The organism is Bacillus sp. N1(2025) (assembly GCF_053470005.1).
In genome coordinates, this window is the sequence record NZ_JBLTJB010000017.1 from 1 (window position 1) to 18,049 (window position 18,049).

Consider the following 18,049-nt stretch of genomic DNA (forward strand, 5'->3'; position numbering starts at 1 on the left):
TGGTCGGGAAGACAGGATTCGAACCTGCGACCCCATGGTCCCAAACCATGTGCTCTACCAAGCTGAGCTACTTCCCGATTTTTAAAAATATTATGGCGCGCCCGAGAGGAGTCGAACCCCTAACCTTTTGATCCGTAGTCAAACGCTCTATCCAATTGAGCTACGGGCGCAATTAATATCACAATATCCCGTTGGGATAAAATGGAGCGGAAGACGGGATTCGAACCCGCGACCCCCACCTTGGCAAGGTGATGTTCTACCACTGAACTACTTCCGCAAGTAAAAATGTAATGTACAGCCAGAATACAGCATCAGATAACCCAAAAACTGTATTGTTATTTATTCAGTAAAACTCCAAACATTATAACCCGCAGTTTAATCTAAAGCATACTGTTCATTATGACAAAAGTAATTATATCAAGGTTTTGATAAAAGTCAATACCGTTTAACAATTAATTATGTTAATCTCTTTTGCATCCTTGAAGAAAGGCTTCATCAGAAGACGCGCTAAATACCTATACCTTAACTGGTACAATCAGCAACAGATTTTTACTGAACTAAACAAAAAATAACAGTTCCATAACATACGGAAACTGCTTCAGATCAACGTATTTAGATAAGCTTCCAAGCGGGCTCGAACCGCTGACCTCTTCCTTACCATGGAAGTGTTCAGTTAAAGTCTTAGAAATGTTTAGTCGGATAATCACTGTTATAACAAGGTTTTGATAAACGTTAAAATGATTTAGACCAATTTAAAAAGAAGGCGACTAATCGTATTTGCCACCTCTTTGCCACCCTAGCCACCTACATCCAGGTTTCGCCGCAATAAAAAAGAGCCCTTACTTATCCAGGGCTCTTCCTTATAATAATTTAATTGTCCGCGGTAATCCTTCTTGCCATGTTACGTAATTCTTTTCTCTTAACCTATCCAGCAGCCCCTTTACCGAACTGGTGGACCGCAAACCAAGTTCCTCCATTAACTCCCGATGTGTTGGGGCCACTCCATACTGATTTAAGAAATTCGATATCGCGTTTAAAGCATCTTCTTGCCTTTTTGTAAGATTACGCATGATTGCTGATTCCCCTTCTATAATTAGAGGGGGCCACAGCGAGAATATTATCCATCCTGAAAGTTTTTGTCTGTCTACTTTTAAAACAGAACGCACGAATGTATTGATTCTTGATTTGATGTACTATGATTGCTCTCTTCGATATTGTCCCATCATTCTTTATGTAGATCATGTCCAGCGTTGATTTTTCATTTAATGAGCGGTTTAACAATGAATGCAAGCTGCGCCCCCTCCTTCTTTACTATTATTTTATACGAACCTTTGTTCTACATCAAGTTGAAAAGGGAATGTTTGTTCTGGTATTATTTACTCGAGGAGGTATTTCGAATGAATGATTTCGAGCGGAAAGTGTACCGGATAATCTTTAACATGACCCAATTCGGGAAAGATCCCTCCTTGGATGAGTTGAAGAGGAAAACCGGTAAAGATGAACAGACTATACGTGAAGCGGTCAAGAACCTTATGCGGCAGCGGATGTTGAAATGGAATAAGAAAAAAAACAGATGGATGTTTTGAATACATTATAATGAGGAAACTAAAAAAGCCTTTTCCGAAGAAAAGGCGTAAGCTATTCAAGTTTGAAGGCGATCTGAAGCTACTTTGATTGTATCTTGTGCTTGTTTTTCTACTGAGTTCATACCCAATCCACATACTAAAGTCAATGACAGACCTAGGACGATGAAGATACTCTTTTTAAAATTCATACAGGCACTCTCCCCTTTGAATTTGTGTTTGCGTATCAACCATTTTTTTATGATAAAAATAAGAATTCTCAAACTCCCTTGAATCTGCGTAAACAGATGCAGTTTCGCAGGCAATATCTTCAACATATGAGTAATTCTTATTCTTCTCCAGATACTCAATTGTTTCATTAACTCCCTGTTGATCCACTGCATCCACATAAAGTGCCTTCAGATACCCCTGAAGATTTTCAAAAAGCTTATCGCCTTGATATACCGCGGCCGACAAACCTTTTTTGCTTGCTTGGATACCCTCAGCCATTTTCCCCTGTTTAAAAAGGAATTTTGCATAAGAAAATAAAGAGTGCGGCAAGTTGCTCAGTTTTGCTTTTTCGGTTATCTCAACTGCTTGCCTTAAAAATATCTCAGCCTTTTCATAGTCGCCCCTATCTCCGAAATTTGTACCCAAATTATAAAGGGCAGAACTAATCAATCTCTTGTTATCTAACTCTTTTGATAATTCAAGAGCCTTTTCAAGATGCGGCTGACTCTTCTCATAACGCTTAAAATCAATATAATTCCCTGATATGACAAATAGACATTGAATTTTCCGGACCTTATACAACTCATACTGATCGTAAATATCGAGCGCTTGCTTTACGTGATGCATAGAGACGTGGCTTTGTTTCATACCGTAATATGCTTCAGCCAGTTTAAAATGAAACTCCGCTCTCTCAATTTCATCATGCACATGAACGAGTTGTTTTTCAGCCTCTCTATAAAAGCCGATCGCCTTTACATACTGCTTTTGATCAAATTCATACATGCCGCGGAAAAATAAAGAATAATAGCACAGCAGGCCGGAAATTCCTTTATTTGACGCTTCGATTTTTTCCAGCAGCTCGTCAATTGTCGGTCTCACACGGGTAGTCACCGGTTCTAAATAATCCAGCATGAGCTGATGGCGGAATTTCATGAGGGTGTAGTAAATCAGTAGATACTCGTCTTCTTCCATCTCATTGATTTCTTGTTCCACTTCCGCTTTCAAAATCTCCGCATCCGGAACACTGAACTGACGTATCATTTTGTACCATTCATTAATCTTAACGCCTACCTCTGATGATGGTAAAACAGAACTCACAAGGCCACTCCTCCTTTTATATAATATTCTAACATTTCCAAATTATGTTTAAACGAAAAAAAACCGCAAAATTCCATTCGGCTTGATCATAAATCTTAGTTTTGAGTTTTAAGTCTACAACAAAAAAAGCAGGCCTTATGCAGCCTGCTTTTTTTTGAGAAATTTATCTAAGATGAACATAAATAATGTGAATAACAGAGACATAATCAACATGTCTAGTATAGTTACATTAGAATTTTCTTTTACTAAGAAGAACCAGAGAAGTTGTAAAACGAAAGAAATCACAAAATACAATATGTACCTAATACTATTCATGTCAATCCATCCCTTCAATTATCCTTATTGTCCTATACAGCGTACACTGAACCACGCGAGACTCGCGGCTAAACCAACAACTCCACCTCTAACTGCATTTTTCCCTACAATTTTTATGATTTGAATAGCCGCTTCTTTCCACATTTTTTTTTCAAGTAATTTTTGCAGGCCTCCGGAAATAAAGCCAATCCCAGTGAAGTCGATGATTTTTTGTTTTAAGCAACCCATATAAGATGCTGTTGAGAAGTCACCGTCTGGGTTCGGAACACCTTTTAAATCTTCTTCAGTAAGTTTATCCCCATTAACCATTTTAACAAAGGCAACAATAGACGCAACGTTCTCAGGACCGAATTTTTCAGAGACTAATTGCTCATTCACGATGTACTTCCCATCTTTAAGAAGGGATGCTTCATCAAAAATGAACTGCATATCTTGTGCTAATTGATCCTCTTCAGATAAAGTTTTAGCATTTGCAAAAGGCGTAAATACCGCTAGAGATACAGCTAAAGCACAAAGCAAAGCAACAACAGACTTCCAATTTTTCTTTAAAGTACCCAAGTTTAACAACTCCTCCTTTGGAAATGATTTGAATTACCTATTATTGTTATATCATTTCCAACCACAACAAACAACCATATTTTACAAATTTTCATTGTCGAACTCTCTATTTCTCTTTTAACCTTTGGATTTCCTTAGCGATATTTTTCTAAATTGATACGATTCTCTTATCCTAATATCTTGAGGGTGTTTGTACTGGGGATTTCCAATATAAAATGAGGCATCTAACGTATTGTAATAAAGAAGATCAAAAATGGGACCCTTCCAATTGGAAGGGCATTTTTTATTTAAGAAGGGACTCAAGCTTCGTTTTCGTATTCGGTCCGTAAATACCATCCGCAGTCAATCCATACATGGACTGGAACCGTTTGACTGCATTTGCTGTCTTCGGTCCGTATGCACCATCTATTCCGTTATTCTTCGCCCCTTTGTCCGGATAGTAATAGAGAGCCGCCAGTGCTGTCTGAATCTGTTTCACGGCGGGTCCCTTTGTTAAGGGGCTTGTCACTTTAAAAATGCCAGCAGGTAGGCTGAATTTTGATTTTTGTTTTTTTGGCTTTGAGGCTGTTACTTTCTTCTTGCCGCCGCTTTTCAGCTCATTATCGCTTTTGATATAGGAGACATTCACATATCCGTGGAATGTCTGGCCTTTTGAATTGGTGTATTCAACATATCCCCATCCGTTGACAGTTGATCCAAGCTGATATTTTACAACCGTGCCATTCGGCAGGTTAAGCACCATGGAAGAAGAGGCGCTCCGTTGTGTACGTAAAACAAGGCCATCGCTTGAAACCACCGTGTTTTTGATGAATCTTCCTGTGTCTGTATGGGTGACATCCGGATTTGATACAGGCGCCGTTACAACCACACCATCCATTCGCTTTTCAACACGGGTCTTAAAATCGGCAAACCCTTTAGAGTTGCTTACCCACGGCTCCGGGCAGATTTTATGTGTAATGTCGTAATGTCGAACAATGTCACTGATTGGATCGAGTTTATACATTTTGCACAGCTCGGCACAAACTTGTTCTGCACGAGCAATGGTATCCGGATGGAAAGTGCCGTTCTTTTCAATGCAAAGCTCCACGCCGATAGATAAGAAATTCGCATTCGGCTTCAGCGCCGCGACACCTCGGTAAGGCTGCCCGTTGACGAATTGCTGAACGTCATTCGCATAATAGGCCACCTCATTCAACGGAATGATACAAATAGCCTCTGTACGATCGACAAAGATATGTGCAGATGCAAACGTCTGTTTCTTCTCAGACAGATTTCTGTTCTGTGCGGGGAGCGTTTGACCAAAGTATCTATAATGATTGGCAGCGGGCGCGCCGGGGTTTGCCGTGTAATGCACCACCAGTTTCTTCACGCCGTTATTTTTGATTCCCGGCCGCGTCCATTTATTAATATCAATATATTGGTTTCTGTATGCTGACATAAAAATCTCTCCTATTCTGTTTTGAAATATAAAAAGGCCGCCGAACGGTAGCCCTTACTTGGTCAAATCGTGCTGTTTTAAAACGGCTCTTTGCTTTTGGCCTTTTTCAGTCACATAGTTGTTTTTGAACCATGCTACAAGCGTAGTGCTGATAGTAAATATTACAGAGCCGGCAGTGTACAGCGCATCAGCAAGCTGATTCACTTGTGCGTCTGTGATATCCAAAGGTGATTTGCCAAACATCAACATTGTTTGGTTAATAAGCGCAATTAAAAGAAGCACCGTCCGGACGACCGTGCCTTTTTCAAATTTTTTCATGTATTTTCCTCCTTATTTCTGCAAAACAGTATAAAAAATAGCGATTGCGCCGCCAATAATGCCAGTGCATACCGCTGTAATGATAGCGCCAGTGATTGTGCGCTTGATCCAAGTTGTGTTCTCTTCGATCTTGTTGAGTTTTTCGTTTAATGTCATGATCTGCTGGTCTTGCCTATCGGAAACGCGTTCAAGAACATTTACGCGCTGTTCGATTGCTTTCTGACCTGTCTTCATTTCCATTATCTCTTTTTGTAATACATGCACATCTGGTACCTCCGTCACTTCTGACATTAGTACGCCCCCCTTTTATTACATCGTTTTCACCTCCTGTATGAGGCAATTAAAAAGGACAGCCGCTATTTTATGAGACGGCTGTCCCTTTTACGGAAAAGTTCCCATTATTTAAAGCGGTAATCTCCATCACGATCTCTTTGAATCCTGTAATATCAAAAGTCCAAGCTTCTGACTTCCCGACTGTGCTTATAGCCAGAGTGCCGTCGTCAACTTTTTGGCCGCGCAGCGGGCGTTTTGTTCCTGAAAGAGATTTCCCCCAGAACTTCAATTCACTTGTATCAGCCGTGCCATAGACTTCAATCAATAATGTTTTAAAGGAACCGACTTTCAAAATATTCCCCTCACCTGGGGTCTCCACTTTGTCATGAAAAACGATATCGGCTGTTTTAGCCTGTACACTTTCAAAATCAGCCGGATTAATCGCGATTCCTTGGGTTTCTACCTTTAAGCGGCCGTCTTTGGTTACATTGCTTGATGTAAATTCAAGCGGGAGCGGTTTATCAGATTCAATTGAGACTGAATCCCGAATCTTCACATCTCCCTGGCCTGCCCCGAGCGACTGATACAGTAAAAATTCTGATTGTTGCAGGTTACCATTCGCATATCTGAAGCGGTAGTATCTCTGTGATAAATCGACCCAATCAGTCTCTGATAGAGTATTGGCTTTCACTTCTAATGATGTGATGGTGGACCATGAAACATTATCGTTACTTTGCTCGATAAATAAAGTCCCTTCACGATCTGAATATGCAGCGCCTTTGATTTTAGAAATTAAGATCGGTCCCAATCTATCCTGGCCGTATTGGCTATAAGAATCTGTGGCCTTTAACGTTGCATTAGTCAGAAGTTCTGCTGTTCCTGAAATATCTGCAACTGGCTCAACAAAGTCGCTTTTCCCTTCTCTAAATGGTTTTACTGCGCCCGGCTTTCCCGCGGCATCCGTTGGAAAGGTAAATCCTAAAGATGACATAATTGTCCTCCTTCATAAAAGTTTTTATTTATTTGAGCAGATTTTTTTCAAACTTATGACAACGTCTCACCCCCTTCAAGGCAAAATAAAAAAGCCTATAAGGCTTTACCAGTGATCTCTATATACTGTTCCGGGGTAACGAGCTTCTTTTCAACGCCCTGCTGTAAATCGGCTGCAGAACAATCGTCGTAATACATTGCCTTTTTCACCATCTCCGGAGTGGCCCATTTATAATATAGTGCCAATACCCAATAATTCATTTTGATTCATCCCTCTCTATCCATGACATAATGGCGAGCTTTAGTTCCGATAGCTGCCGTCCAAGTGTTTGATTTAATTCTTCAAGCTGTTTACGGGCCAGTTTTTCTTCCGAAAGCTTCTGTGCCAGTAATTGAATTTGATCAGGCAGTTCAAATGGCGGATTTTGTTTTAATTCGTCCCACCAAGCTTGTAAATCCGCTTCTGTAGGGATAGGAGCCCGGATATTCCATCGTGCAATGTAAGAGGGGGTACCATCGCCATTATTCTGAATGATAAAATCTTTAGTCGGATCGGCATCGGGATATTTATAAAGGATTGCTTCACCTATATTCATTTTTTACCTCCTCACACATTGGCATAATTTAATCCTCCAACTTCTTGAATATCAAAGAAGTTGTAAACATCATTCTTATCAGTAATGCCTCTCTTGACGGTTTCATCTCCGCCATAATTACAGTAGCAGAAGATTTCCACATAATCGCCCTTGTTCATTGGAATAGTGGCTGTTCCGTTTAACCCTAAATTCATTTCTTTGCCGTTATCAAAATATCCTCTATAGTGGTCAAGGGTTTTATACTCTTTTCCGTTCAGATACACCTTCAAATGAAAGTTGATATACATAGCGTAATTGATCATATAAAGCCCAACATTCACCAAGTACATTCCATCATTCGGCGCGACAAATCTATTATTTTTAATATCAAAAGCATCATGACTGTCTTTTATTTTTCGATTAAAAGCTATCTTGGTGTGATCAATCTGCTTTAAATATTGAACATCGGATACTCCCACACTTGCGTGAGCAAAACCTGATATCTTTTCCCATTTTGTCCAGCCTGTACTATCCCACCAATGGCGGATCCATGTCCCGATATTCTTCCTCTTTGTTCCATCGCCATTACCATAGAAATACTGAGCAAAGCGCCATTTGTTTAAATTTTCATTTTTAATTAAGCCATAGCCAAGAGGGTAGCCTGTGTCATTGCCCTCATAGATACCCATAAAAGTTATTCCTTCAGGGTAATCAGTGCCTGGTGTTCTTGCATCGACGATCGCTCTTTCATCTCCATCACGAATGCAAATTAGGTTCTCGTTTTTGAAATTGGAATCCACATAATTGATAGCATCAGTCAATGCCTGCTTAGCTTTTTCTTTTGCTCCTTCAGGGGTTTCTTTGTTGTTCCAGTTTTCCCGCTCTTCTTTATTGATATGAAGTTCAGCATCATTCACATGAATATCAAAGTCTCGTTTCGGAGCCTGCTGCACGTTGTCCACGTTCCCGAGGCCGACTTGTCCCTTTGTCGTTTTATGCGGGTTATTCATGTCGTTTTTATGAGATGCAAGGTCCGTATGGGCGTCTTTTATTCCTTTTTCCCAGCGGTTAACATCACCTTCGTTAATCGGGTCGTCTGGAAGCCAATTTGTTTTTGCTTCGTAAGCCATTCTTATACCACCTCAAAAGTAAACCTAAAATCTAACGTTCTGTTATCACTGACATTTAAATCAGTCTTTCGTTCAGTAATCACATTTCCCAAGTCATCAATGATCTGCACTGATTCAATGTGCTTAATATCCTCTTCACGATGTGTGAGCACCGTAACCACCGCGCCACTGATCGAAAGCTCCACGATTTCAGTCTCTTTTCCATTCAGCAGCACTTTGCTGATTCGATCTTTTAAATCTGCAGCAGTTCGCTCTCTATATGCTTCTGAAATCATGTCAAGATCACCTCATTGTTATTAAGAGTTACGGAATAACCTACGCGAAGCTCACTCACTTTACGGTATCTCCTGTGATTCAATATCACTGTATCCTTTATTTGCAGACTCTCATTAAAGGCCGGCCTGAGTGTGTAAGCCAAATGTGCCGGCTTCATGTTCTCTAACGTCTCAATAAGCTCAGTCATGTGCTGCAGATCATCTATATCAATATCAACGTTAAAGTGATACTCTCCAGGAATCAGACGGACGCAGGCAGACGGATTTTTCAAGAACCTGTTAAGCGCCCGCTCGATGGCCAAATATGTTGTCGGAGGAATATTGGACATTTTGGAAATCAGGCGCAGCCTGCGAATCTCATACGTATCACCCGACTCGCGCGGCACATTTAATATTTTTTCCCAGCGTTCAAGCCCCCAGGTAGCTGTTGTGACAAACAGCTGATCTGTCAGATCAAAGATGCCCTCATTTTGCTTTTCAAATTCCGGTGCTTCTGTCTGAAGGATTTGAGTCATTTCTTTCAACTTTGTTAAGAACGGTGGCAGGTAAGCCGTCATTTCATCGAGTTTGCTCAACGATCGTCACCTGCCTGAGCTTAGGGATTTCAATATCATCCAGAACCAAATTTTCAGCCAATCCGTTAATTTTAATATCAGAGTAATCGCTCACGGATGGCGAATTATACACGATGTTGTTAATTTGAGAGAGCCGGATCACATTATCTTCAAAGGCCATCTTCTTGAAAAGATTCAGGACCCCCGCTTCTATTTCATCTTTAACTTGGTCAATCGAACTATTGATTTCAGGCAGCACAGAGGCGGAAATCTCAATCTCTTTCCATTCTGCACTTTCTACAGTCACAAACGCACCGATTGGCGCCTGGCCTTCTCCTTGTCCGGGCTCCGGATCAATATAGTCACTGACCTTTGTTATCAGAATATCCGAAGCCGGTTCCAGCTTAGCATCCGTCACCACAATCTTGACAGTGCCGTCTCCCTTCCAAAGCGGGAAGACCTTCGCTTTACCCACTCCGTCCACTTCTTCCGCCCACTGCTTATAATGCTCTTTATTAGCACTTACGGCTTCTCGGCGCACGCGGGTAAAATAGCGTTCTCTCAAATTATTGTCGTCTTCCTCTTCGCGGCCAGGAATCAGGATCTCTTTCACTATCGCCTTTTGAAGTCCTGGTATCGTATCGAGCGACAAAAGATTTTGTCCGGAGATATTTGCATTACCAGCTTCACCGGCCGTTTCACATTCTAATGTTCCATCCGCTGTATATTGAAAATAGAGATTATCAACAAAGAAGCGGGAACCCGCAGGAATTTTCACCCCTGATGTGAATTCGCCCGCCCTTACAGCTTTTGTGGCCGCCGTTCTTTCAATCCCCGCTTCAGCAGCCCGCCTGTCCAGAAATTCGCCCTGAGCCGTATCGGAAAACACGAGCTCCAGCACGGTATCAAGCCAAATATAAGACTTTGCGAGCTCAGCTGCCGCAGGCGCGAGCGCATTGTAAATGACGCTGCCTTCTCTTGTATCAATATCCGCAGAGATACGGGACAGCATACGATCCATAATCTCCTCAAACGTTTGATCTTCAAACATCCTCGCCAAGCACCTCCTCGATCTCCAGCGTGCCCTCGTCTGTCTCTACGATAAAAGAAACTATGAACCTATCACCTGATTTATCAATCTCAAAATCAGTGACAGAAGAAATTCGATCATCATAAATTAAAGCTTCTTCGATCAGCCTCGGGATCTCCATTTTTTTATATGCATCTGTTGTCTCGTTATCAGAAAGAACCTCTTGAAGCTCATTACCAATGTCATGACTGAAAACAGAATAGGAATACCGCTCTGTATGCAGGGCCATATAAACAAATTGTTTAATTGCCTCAAGTCCTGCGATCAGCTCATTAGTAATTCGCCCATTTTCAAAGTCAATTCTATATGTGCGCGATGTCTCTATTGCTTCGCTGTCATCTTCAAAATCATCAAATACTATTTCTGGTGAAAGGGCCAACCCACGCACCCCCTATATTTTGTCGAGAATAAAAAATGATTGTCCGCCTTTTAAGGAGACAACCATTACATTCTCACCGTTTTTAAGCTCATCTTCTCCCCCGGCGCGCAGGCGTTTAGGGATAATAATTAAGTCAGAAGGAATGATCAATTTTTCGTTTTCATTGAGCTTAATTTCAACAGGGGAAACAGAAACGACTTCAGCCGGCAGCATATCCACCGGCGACTCAGAACCAACAGCACCGATAGCCAGATGTTTAATTGCTTCACTTAACCTCATGATGAAGCCCCGTCCGGGATTGTGTTTTTCTCAACCACATCAATTGTCATCGTGTGGGAGCTGCCTTTAAATTCGTGCTTGTCAGAATCAATCCAATATGTTTTCTTGACCCCCACTTCCGGAATAGAAATATACACCGGAAGCCCGCTCTGCAAGTCAGGAATACCAATAGCTTGAATACTCTTTAATTCCTTTTTCACACCTTTTTTCTGTGATTGGAGTACGTTCGCTCGCTGCTGAAGCTGCGCCTGATTAATATTATCCGAGACAGTTTCCACATACTGCAGAACCCCGTATTTATTAATTCCTGAATTATCTTTTGCAGTGGCAGTATACGTCTTATTGTCTTTCTGGCGCCGGAGTTTGACCTTCGTAGCTGTCTCATTAATTGAGGTGCTATACTGGTATCCTGTGATGTTTACGCCTGTCTCTAACACCCAAACTTCCGACGGGTCAGGCCAAGCCCTGAGACAAAGCTTACCCTTTGAGGCATATAACTGATAATTATGACCGGTCTGTTTTTTTGTTTGCTTCAATGCCTTTAATATCATGTCATAAAGGCTTGTATCATCTTTAAAGACCAATGATTTAATAGTATAGGCTGTTTTTGTGATAGACCCGGCGGGAATCTGAAAATCTCGAGCCAGCCGCTTTACTATTTGATCAGCACGCTGATTTGAGAAGACGTAAACATCTTTGTTCTTTACCAGATATTGAAGCATGTCATAAGCCGTAAAAGTCAATTTATGATCATCCGGATTACGGGAAAACACAATGCCGCGGAATAACTCTTTACCTTTCCACTTGAATAGAACGGTATCGCCTTCAGTTACGCTGTAATAAGAGTGATTTCCTTGCTTTGTTATGATCGTGGCCGTGATTGAACGCGGCGCTTGATATCGCTGTCCTTCAAGAGAGACTGTCTCTGTTACCAGCTCAAGCCATTCTGTTTCTTTAATGACAAAAAGCTCAATCATGTGTCATCACCTGCTATTGCGGAATCTTTAATTTTTGTCCGGGGAATATCCAGTGGCCCGGCTGCCTGATGTTTCTTCTGCTGCGTTTAATCATTGCCGTTTTATTGGCATTCCATATTTTCCGCCATTGCATGCTGTTCCCATAGAATTTGCCCGCCAGATCCCAAAGAGTATCCCCTTTTTTCACGGTATATGTTTTGGGAGCAGATTTTGACGGCCGTTTTTTCTTTGTTTTCTTCTTTTGTTTTATCTTCCGGGGTGAAGCGGTCCTGTATTCCTTCAGCTTGATTTCAAAATCTCGATCCCCTATGTCCTTTTGTCCCTCACTGTGCGAAAAAGCCTCAATGCTGCAGGTTAAGTTTATTTTTGTTCCGGTAATCAAAAACTGAACAGGCTTTTTCGATTTCAACCATTTGTCTATTCTTGCAATTGCGTTTTCTGGGGAAGGAAACCCTTTATATTCGGAGAGCGGACTATGCTTCTTTGGAAAAAAGGAAGAGAACGAAATTTCTTTCGCTCCAGGATTATCTATAAAGGTAATCTCACCGAAGCGGGCAACCTTTACAGAGTCATTTTGAATCGTATCAGATATGTCGATCTGTTCCGGAAGGACGGGCAGCCGCAGCCTGTCCTTACCCTGTGATATCCAAAACTCATAAACAGACTTAGTCAAAAGCTACGACTCCTTTCGTTCCGGTATTGATATCCTTCTCTAATTCATCTATCAGAGCTTGTTTGATTTTGGCCACGAGGCTATCGGCGTCTTGATTGTTATAAAAATGTTGATCGCCGTTAAGTTGAATTACAATTTCTTTGCTGCCGGAAGCGGCAACCGCTGTCTGCGTGCCGCCCGAGGTGGCCGCAGATACTTTCCCGGAAGAGAGTTCAGTTGTTCCCGTCTGCGCAGGATCAGTTACCTCCATTCCAAGCGCTTGAGCGGCACGACCAAGCAAATAACGGCCGCGGATGCCCCGCTCTTCAGGAATGATCCACTCCCGTTTATTCCCTTCACCAACACGGGCGATCTGCTCCTTAGTGATCAAACCACCATTGGCATAACCGACGTATGGGCCGCCGCGCGCCAGGCTCTTAATCCCGGGCACATTGTTTATCGATCCGTATCTGCTTTTAATATAGCCGATAGCGGCAGCAGCGTTGTGAATTGGGTTGCTGATATCATTCATTCCCGGCGCCTTATGAGATTCAAAGGTGCTTGGGATCGTCTGCATTAACCCTTGTGACGGGTGGCCGGCTTTGGCATTGCTGTCCCATAAGTTAATGGAATTAGGGTTGCCGCCTGATTCATTCTGTGCAATTGTCATCAAGCCCGGAAGCCAGCTGAATGGAGTTTTAGTTGCGATCATTGCAGACATTAGCCATTCCTTCACGTTGCCGCTGACTGCCCCCATTCCGGAATAGGCAGCCGCAAGTGAACCCGCTTGTTTTTCGGCAAACTTTTTCACATCGACTGAGCCGAGACCTTTAACAACCCCTACTGATGCAAAGCGGCCAAGACTCATCATGACACGGGAAGGCGAATGGATATCAAGCTCCTCACGGAATGCTTTTTCTACTTTTTTAGCAAGTTCCTTCGCGGCTTCAGATACTTCGCTGCCCTTGGATGCCATCCCAGTAATAAAGTTGCCGATCATTCCGCTCCCCCATCCGTTGGAGGACTCTTTAGAACGGAGAAAAGGCTTTTCTATACGAGAGCTGACATACTGGGCAGTGCCGGGATCCGTACTGTTCTGGCCGGAAGCGAATCCCTTCACCGTCCCGCTTCCCCATGACCCTGATTTGTTAACAGTATTTTGGAAAGGGGTTTTGACTTTGGTTTGCAGAAATCCATCCGTACCTGTCGCAGTGCTGTTCTGGCCACTGGCAAACCCATTGATAACCTGTTTCCCATAATTCGGCGAGTAGGAAATTAAGCTGTTCATAGGCTGACCAACGTTTTTCTGTTTCCAAGCATCCATAGACACAACATTGTCGCTTATACCTTGATCAAAGCCTTGTGAGAACTGTTGACCAAATGTAGCTGCCTGGTCATTCAGGCTGGACGTGTCTACTGTTGGAGAGACAGAAGCGGAAACTGCCGCACCACTGGATAATGGAGAAACAGAAGATTCACCACCGCCGCTTGAAGCTGCAGCCATATCGTCCACAACACTCATGCCGAGCTTAGAAGCCGCCTGTGAAAGAAGCATCTTACCGCGACCACGATTATTATCGACGGGGATAACAAACTCCTTACCGGCTTCACCGATCCATGAAATAGTAGGCTTTGTGATGAAGCCGCCTGTGGCATTCTTTTGCAGTACGCTTTTTTGTTTTGGCGGAAAAACACTATTTGCAGGCTGTTGTTGCGTACGAGCTAAGCCAATTCCTGTTCCTGCCGAATTGTTGTTTGTTGAAGTTTTCCCCTTTTGGTGCAGTCCAGTGACTTGTTCACCACGATGTATAATGGAACCGATAAACTCCCCACCGGCGTCGGCTAACTCTTTAAGTTTAATGACCCACCAAAACGTTTTCTCAAACTTCTTTTTAATTCCGTCGGCCACTTTCCCCAGGGGATCACCGACATTTGTTTTGAACCAAGCCTCAATTCCTCCCCAAGCGCCGGTAACTGCGTTTTTGGCATCCTCAAACTTTTTCGTGATTGATTTTTTAGCATTTTCCACTTTTGTGACAATGGGGTTCCATACATTTTCAGTGAACCAAGTGGAAACCGTATTCCATGTATCGGAGATCCAATTCCACGCATCGTTAAGCTTCGTCCAGATCCACTTTGCTGCCGTTGTCACCGCATCACTTACTGGATTCCAGACATTGTCCATGAACCAAGTTGACACAGTTGACCATAAGTCCGAAATAAAAGTCCACGCATCATTAAGCTTCGTCCAAATCCAGTTTGCTACATCACTAACTGCTGTACTGATTGGATTCCAGACGTTGTCATAGAACCATGTCGCCACTTGAAGCCACTTTAATTGGATCCAGATTCGAGCATAATCAATATGTGTTTGTATCCAGCCGGCCACAGTCGCAACAGCGTCACTTATTGGATTCCAAACGTTATCCATAAACCAAGTTGAGACTGTAGACCATGTATCGGAGATCCAATTCCACGCATCAGTGATCTTTGTCCAGATCCATTTTGCCACGCTGGTTACCGCCTTACTCATTGGATTCCAAACATTATCCATGAACCAAGTTGAGGCGATAGACCATATCTTTTTGATGCCATCCCAAGCAAAAGCAAAAATGCCGACTACGAAATTGATAATCGGGACAGCTGTATTGTAGATGGGCGTCCACACATTCTTATCAAACCAATTTGATACTGTATTCCAGGTATCAGTAACCCACTTTTTTCCGTCTTCAAATTTCTTTTTTATGTCGTCAAGGGTATCACCGACCCAATCACCAATTGGGTCCCAGACGTTGTCCGTAAACCAAGATGATAGATCGTCCCAGGTGTCGGTGATCCAGTCTAAGGCGTCCTGCCCTTTTTCGGATACCCAGGCAAAGGCATCTCCGCCGCCAGTCTTGATGCTATCCCATGTCTTTGACATGCCGCCCTTATCAAACCACTGCCCCACTGACGAACCTACATCTGATCCCGCAATGCCGCCAACAGCACTGCCGACTAATCCACCGACAGCTGTTCCCACAACTGGAACGACAGAGCCTATTGCCGCGCCGGTTGCCCCGCCTGCAGCCGCCCCTGCCATGTTGCCCCCGAAAGAGCCGAGCTTTTCACCGGCATTATCTTTATTCATACCGATAAGCCCCGTTGCCGCCAACGCTGTACCAAGTACCGGGATTCCTTTCGCAAACTTTCCAACTCCGGAAAGCGGTTTAAGGATTTTCCCCATTTTGGACGAAGCCTGGCCGGCAGACCGGAGTTCTGTTCTTGTGGTTGAAATTCCATCCCTACCGGCAGCGGAGCCCGCCCCTGTACGCCCCCGTTCTCTTCCTAAGCGATCAGCAGGCACGCTGATTGTCCCACGAGCGGGATTCCTGCGGGCAGCGCCTCCTTGTCGGCCAGATGATCTGCCTTTTCCCCGGCCTTCCCCGCCGAAACCGCCAGCACAACAGCAGCCTGTCAGACTGCCGCTCCTTGCTATACTCGTTGGGCTTGCTCTGCCGGCCCTTCCGTTTCTTCTACCGTTTCTCGTATTGGGATCTGCGGATGCTGAACCCGCTCGTGAAGGAATCAGTTTTTTTATGACGCGGGCAGCATCGCCGCCGGCTGTGCCTATTCCTTTCAGGATCGGACGGAGAATCTTCAGATAAGCTATTAAACCGATCAGAGGCGGGACCACAACCTTAAACCCTGTTTTCAGTTCATCCCAGTGATTAACTGTAAATTCGATAGCCTTATTCAGCTTGTCACCGACAGCTTCTCCAAGATCGGTTATGTCGTTCTTAATCTCTTTCAGCTTTTCTTTGCCTTCTTTACTGTTCAGGAAGTCACTAATCTTATCAAAAGCAGGGCCAAGACCGGTTAACAATGAGGTTCCCATATCCTTTGATATACTCTCAAAATCCCTAATAGCATCATTTACAGGCGTCATCGGATTGTTATTCCGAAGCTGAGTAAAGCTGCGGTTTAGCTCGCCGGTTGTTTTCGCACTTGTGCCGATTCCCTCAGCCATATCAAGGATTGGCTGCTTTAAGTCCTCGTACTGCGTCCCGATAAGCTCAGTTGCAATGGCAGCACGCTTGGTCTTGTCTTTGACCTTGGATAGCGCATCAGCCACTTTAAAGAGGCTTTCCTGTCCACTGATAGAACCGTCTTTGAAGCCTTTGAACATTTTTTGCGTTTCTTTGCCGCCAAATAATTGTTCAAACGCGGCGACTTGGTTATCTGACATCTCCGTGCGACGGATGTTAAATTCACGCATACTGTCGGCAAGGTTGTCGAAGTTCCGGGCGCCGCCCTTGGTCCCTTTTATCATGGCGTTTGCGATTTGACCGCCCGTAAGCTTCATGTCTTTGAAAGTGGAACTGTATTCATTCATTGTGTCCAGCAAATCGTCAGCCTGGTCACCAGCATTCCGGTAAATGTAAGCGATGGTGTCCCCGCTCTCTTTACCAGTCATTTTCAAGTTGTTATACATAGCACTGAACGCCCGGTCTACTTCAGCTTGGTCAGCATTCATCAATTGAGCGATTTTGCTTGAAGACTCGGTGAGTTCCGCCAGCGCCCGGCCGGATGCCCCCGTCAGTTGCGAGAGTCCCCTTAATGCTGAGCTTACTTCCTCCCGGGATCCACCGACTTTGTTTTTGTAGAAAATGTCGTCAGTCATCCGTCCTGCATCTTTTTTGCTCACGTTTGAGGTTGCTGAGACATAGGCGTCCTGAGCCATTGCATTTTTTCCGGAGTTCATAATTGCGCCGCCTGATAATCCACCCGCTGCCGCTAATGTAATCGTGACAGTCTTTAAGCTGTCCAACCTCTTCTCGATAGCATCGAGAGCAGCGGAAGCTTTGTCTTTAATAGACACAGTCGGCGTTGCCTCAGATCCATCTAAATCTGAAACGCGATGTCGGAGAGAATTTAAATCCCCAGATGCGCGGTCTCTGACGGAGACAGTCGGCGTTGCGTCTGATCGTTGTAAATCAGACAGACTTCCCCTGATTAAACGCAGACGCGGGGTCGCCCGGTCATCCACCGATACCCTGACCTCATGTTCCCCTTCTGTGATGTCCTCAGTCTGCCGCCTGATGCGAGTTAACCCTCCTGAAGCTTGATCATCGAGACGGACATCGAGAGAGCGGGGGCGCCGCGTCAATTGGGTAGCTGAGCGGTCTATCCTCCGTATGGTCCGTTGTGTCCGGTCATCAGCTTCAAAAACAAGAGGGCCATTAGCGGCCCTCTGAAGTCTTTCAGCATTTCCTTGTATTTTGCGGAGCTTTTTGGTCATCTTATCGTGTAGATCAAATGTGGCTGTTAGTTTCGCCATGGTTATTTTCCTCCTTTCTCTGCTTCTTTTTCTAA

The 18,049-nt window shown here is 43.7% G+C and carries 20 protein-coding genes and 3 tRNA genes; 1 reads left to right on the forward strand and 22 read right to left on the reverse strand.

Features of this window, described 5'->3' with window-relative positions:
• The 4 genes from ACNFN4_RS21300 to ACNFN4_RS21315 form a co-directional block, all read right to left on the reverse strand.
• Positions 1-77, reverse strand: a tRNA-Pro gene (locus ACNFN4_RS21300).
• Positions 78-93: 16 nt separating this feature from the next.
• Positions 94-170, reverse strand: a tRNA-Arg gene (locus ACNFN4_RS21305).
• 32 nt (positions 171-202) lie between these two features.
• A tRNA-Gly gene (locus tag ACNFN4_RS21310) sits at positions 203-277 on the reverse strand.
• A gap of 583 nt (positions 278-860) precedes the next feature.
• Positions 861-1,070: a LexA family protein gene (locus ACNFN4_RS21315; RefSeq protein ID WP_021494575.1), complete on the reverse strand. Its 210-nt coding sequence runs from the start codon at positions 1,068-1,070 to the stop codon at positions 861-863.
• A 327-nt stretch (positions 1,071-1,397) separates the two neighbouring features.
• Here ACNFN4_RS21315 and ACNFN4_RS21320 point away from each other — a divergent pair, with 327 nt between their 5' ends.
• Entirely contained in the window at positions 1,398-1,586 is a 189-nt protein-coding gene (locus ACNFN4_RS21320; RefSeq protein WP_053285373.1) for a hypothetical protein, read from the forward strand.
• Between the two features lie 177 nt (positions 1,587-1,763).
• On the opposite strand, the gene ACNFN4_RS21325 is transcribed toward ACNFN4_RS21320, so the two are convergent.
• The 18 genes from ACNFN4_RS21325 to ACNFN4_RS21410 form a co-directional block, all read right to left on the reverse strand.
• The gene (locus ACNFN4_RS21325; RefSeq protein WP_021494571.1) at positions 1,764-2,891 is read right to left on the reverse strand and encodes a Rap family tetratricopeptide repeat protein; all 1,128 of its coding nucleotides are present in this window, start codon (positions 2,889-2,891) and stop codon (positions 1,764-1,766) included.
• Between the two features lie 135 nt (positions 2,892-3,026).
• Complete coding sequence (locus ACNFN4_RS21330) at positions 3,027-3,206, reverse strand: hypothetical protein (RefSeq protein ID WP_007410112.1); 180 nt, start codon at positions 3,204-3,206, stop codon at positions 3,027-3,029.
• Positions 3,207-3,230: 24 nt separating this feature from the next.
• Complete coding sequence (locus tag ACNFN4_RS21335) at positions 3,231-3,764, reverse strand: hypothetical protein (protein WP_053285374.1); 534 nt, start codon at positions 3,762-3,764, stop codon at positions 3,231-3,233.
• A gap of 283 nt (positions 3,765-4,047) precedes the next feature.
• Positions 4,048-5,202 carry a peptidoglycan-binding protein gene (locus ACNFN4_RS21340; protein WP_448200464.1) on the reverse strand — a complete coding sequence of 385 codons (1,155 nt, stop codon included), beginning with the start codon at positions 5,200-5,202 and terminating at the stop codon, positions 4,048-4,050.
• A gap of 54 nt (positions 5,203-5,256) precedes the next feature.
• Entirely contained in the window at positions 5,257-5,520 is a 264-nt protein-coding gene (locus ACNFN4_RS21345; RefSeq protein WP_053285376.1) for a phage holin, read from the reverse strand.
• A 12-nt stretch (positions 5,521-5,532) separates the two neighbouring features.
• Positions 5,533-5,811, reverse strand: a complete 279-nt coding sequence (locus ACNFN4_RS21350; protein WP_025284124.1) for a hemolysin XhlA family protein — start codon at positions 5,809-5,811, stop codon at positions 5,533-5,535.
• Between the two features lie 70 nt (positions 5,812-5,881).
• The gene (xepA, locus tag ACNFN4_RS21355; RefSeq protein WP_053285377.1) at positions 5,882-6,784 is read right to left on the reverse strand and encodes a phage-like element PBSX protein XepA; all 903 of its coding nucleotides are present in this window, start codon (positions 6,782-6,784) and stop codon (positions 5,882-5,884) included.
• Between the two features lie 95 nt (positions 6,785-6,879).
• Positions 6,880-7,044: an XkdX family protein gene (locus ACNFN4_RS21360; protein WP_053285378.1), complete on the reverse strand. Its 165-nt coding sequence runs from the start codon at positions 7,042-7,044 to the stop codon at positions 6,880-6,882.
• Positions 7,041-7,379: an XkdW family protein gene (locus ACNFN4_RS21365; RefSeq protein WP_053285379.1), complete on the reverse strand. Its 339-nt coding sequence runs from the start codon at positions 7,377-7,379 to the stop codon at positions 7,041-7,043. The genes ACNFN4_RS21360 and ACNFN4_RS21365 overlap by 4 nt, the downstream gene beginning before the upstream one ends.
• 11 nt (positions 7,380-7,390) lie before the next feature.
• Positions 7,391-8,488, reverse strand: a complete 1,098-nt coding sequence (locus ACNFN4_RS21370) for a hypothetical protein (protein WP_053285380.1) — start codon at positions 8,486-8,488, stop codon at positions 7,391-7,393.
• Between the two features lie 2 nt (positions 8,489-8,490).
• Entirely contained in the window at positions 8,491-8,763 is a 273-nt protein-coding gene (locus ACNFN4_RS21375) for a hypothetical protein (RefSeq protein WP_053285381.1), read from the reverse strand.
• The gene (locus tag ACNFN4_RS21380) at positions 8,760-9,338 is read right to left on the reverse strand and encodes a YmfQ family protein (protein ID WP_053285382.1); all 579 of its coding nucleotides are present in this window, start codon (positions 9,336-9,338) and stop codon (positions 8,760-8,762) included. The genes ACNFN4_RS21375 and ACNFN4_RS21380 overlap by 4 nt, the downstream gene beginning before the upstream one ends.
• Positions 9,322-10,368, reverse strand: coding sequence for a baseplate J/gp47 family protein (locus tag ACNFN4_RS21385; RefSeq protein WP_053285383.1), 1,047 nt, complete (start codon positions 10,366-10,368; stop codon positions 9,322-9,324). The genes ACNFN4_RS21380 and ACNFN4_RS21385 overlap by 17 nt, the downstream gene beginning before the upstream one ends.
• Positions 10,361-10,786 carry a DUF2634 domain-containing protein gene (locus tag ACNFN4_RS21390; protein ID WP_053285384.1) on the reverse strand — a complete coding sequence of 142 codons (426 nt, stop codon included), beginning with the start codon at positions 10,784-10,786 and terminating at the stop codon, positions 10,361-10,363. Before ACNFN4_RS21390 ends, ACNFN4_RS21385 begins: the two co-directional genes overlap by 8 nt.
• 12 nt (positions 10,787-10,798) lie before the next feature.
• Positions 10,799-11,065, reverse strand: coding sequence for a DUF2577 family protein (locus tag ACNFN4_RS21395; RefSeq protein WP_053285385.1), 267 nt, complete (start codon positions 11,063-11,065; stop codon positions 10,799-10,801).
• Positions 11,062-12,042, reverse strand: a complete 981-nt coding sequence (locus ACNFN4_RS21400; protein ID WP_053285386.1) for an XkdQ/YqbQ family protein — start codon at positions 12,040-12,042, stop codon at positions 11,062-11,064. The genes ACNFN4_RS21395 and ACNFN4_RS21400 overlap by 4 nt, the downstream gene beginning before the upstream one ends.
• Before the next feature lie 13 nt (positions 12,043-12,055).
• Positions 12,056-12,715 carry a LysM peptidoglycan-binding domain-containing protein gene (locus tag ACNFN4_RS21405; protein ID WP_025284113.1) on the reverse strand — a complete coding sequence of 220 codons (660 nt, stop codon included), beginning with the start codon at positions 12,713-12,715 and terminating at the stop codon, positions 12,056-12,058.
• Complete coding sequence (locus tag ACNFN4_RS21410; RefSeq protein ID WP_053285388.1) at positions 12,708-18,014, reverse strand: phage tail tape measure protein; 5,307 nt, start codon at positions 18,012-18,014, stop codon at positions 12,708-12,710. The genes ACNFN4_RS21405 and ACNFN4_RS21410 overlap by 8 nt, the downstream gene beginning before the upstream one ends.
• Positions 18,015-18,049: the final 35 nt, after the last annotated feature.

Coding starts and splice junctions, on each gene's coding strand:
- ACNFN4_RS21330 (WP_007410112.1), bottom strand. CDS start 3,206: ATGAATAGTATTAGGTACATATTGTATTTTGTGATTTCTTTCGTTTTA.
- ACNFN4_RS21395 (WP_053285385.1), bottom strand. CDS start 11,065: ATGAGGTTAAGTGAAGCAATTAAACATCTGGCTATCGGTGCTGTTGGT.
- ACNFN4_RS21410 (WP_053285388.1), bottom strand. CDS start 18,014: ATGGCGAAACTAACAGCCACATTTGATCTACACGATAAGATGACCAAA.
- ACNFN4_RS21385 (WP_053285383.1), bottom strand. CDS start 10,368: ATGTTTGAAGATCAAACGTTTGAGGAGATTATGGATCGTATGCTGTCC.
- ACNFN4_RS21375 (WP_053285381.1), bottom strand. CDS start 8,763: ATGATTTCAGAAGCATATAGAGAGCGAACTGCTGCAGATTTAAAAGAT.
- ACNFN4_RS21350 (WP_025284124.1), bottom strand. CDS start 5,811: ATGTCAGAAGTGACGGAGGTACCAGATGTGCATGTATTACAAAAAGAG.
- ACNFN4_RS21320 (WP_053285373.1), top strand. CDS start 1,398: ATGAATGATTTCGAGCGGAAAGTGTACCGGATAATCTTTAACATGACC.
- ACNFN4_RS21370 (WP_053285380.1), bottom strand. CDS start 8,488: ATGGCTTACGAAGCAAAAACAAATTGGCTTCCAGACGACCCGATTAAC.
- ACNFN4_RS21315 (WP_021494575.1), bottom strand. CDS start 1,070: ATGCGTAATCTTACAAAAAGGCAAGAAGATGCTTTAAACGCGATATCG.
- xepA (WP_053285377.1), bottom strand. CDS start 6,784: ATGTCATCTTTAGGATTTACCTTTCCAACGGATGCCGCGGGAAAGCCG.
- ACNFN4_RS21360 (WP_053285378.1), bottom strand. CDS start 7,044: ATGAATTATTGGGTATTGGCACTATATTATAAATGGGCCACTCCGGAG.
- ACNFN4_RS21345 (WP_053285376.1), bottom strand. CDS start 5,520: ATGAAAAAATTTGAAAAAGGCACGGTCGTCCGGACGGTGCTTCTTTTA.
- ACNFN4_RS21340 (WP_448200464.1), bottom strand. CDS start 5,202: ATGTCAGCATACAGAAACCAATATATTGATATTAATAAATGGACGCGG.
- ACNFN4_RS21365 (WP_053285379.1), bottom strand. CDS start 7,379: ATGAATATAGGTGAAGCAATCCTTTATAAATATCCCGATGCCGATCCG.
- ACNFN4_RS21400 (WP_053285386.1), bottom strand. CDS start 12,042: ATGATTGAGCTTTTTGTCATTAAAGAAACAGAATGGCTTGAGCTGGTA.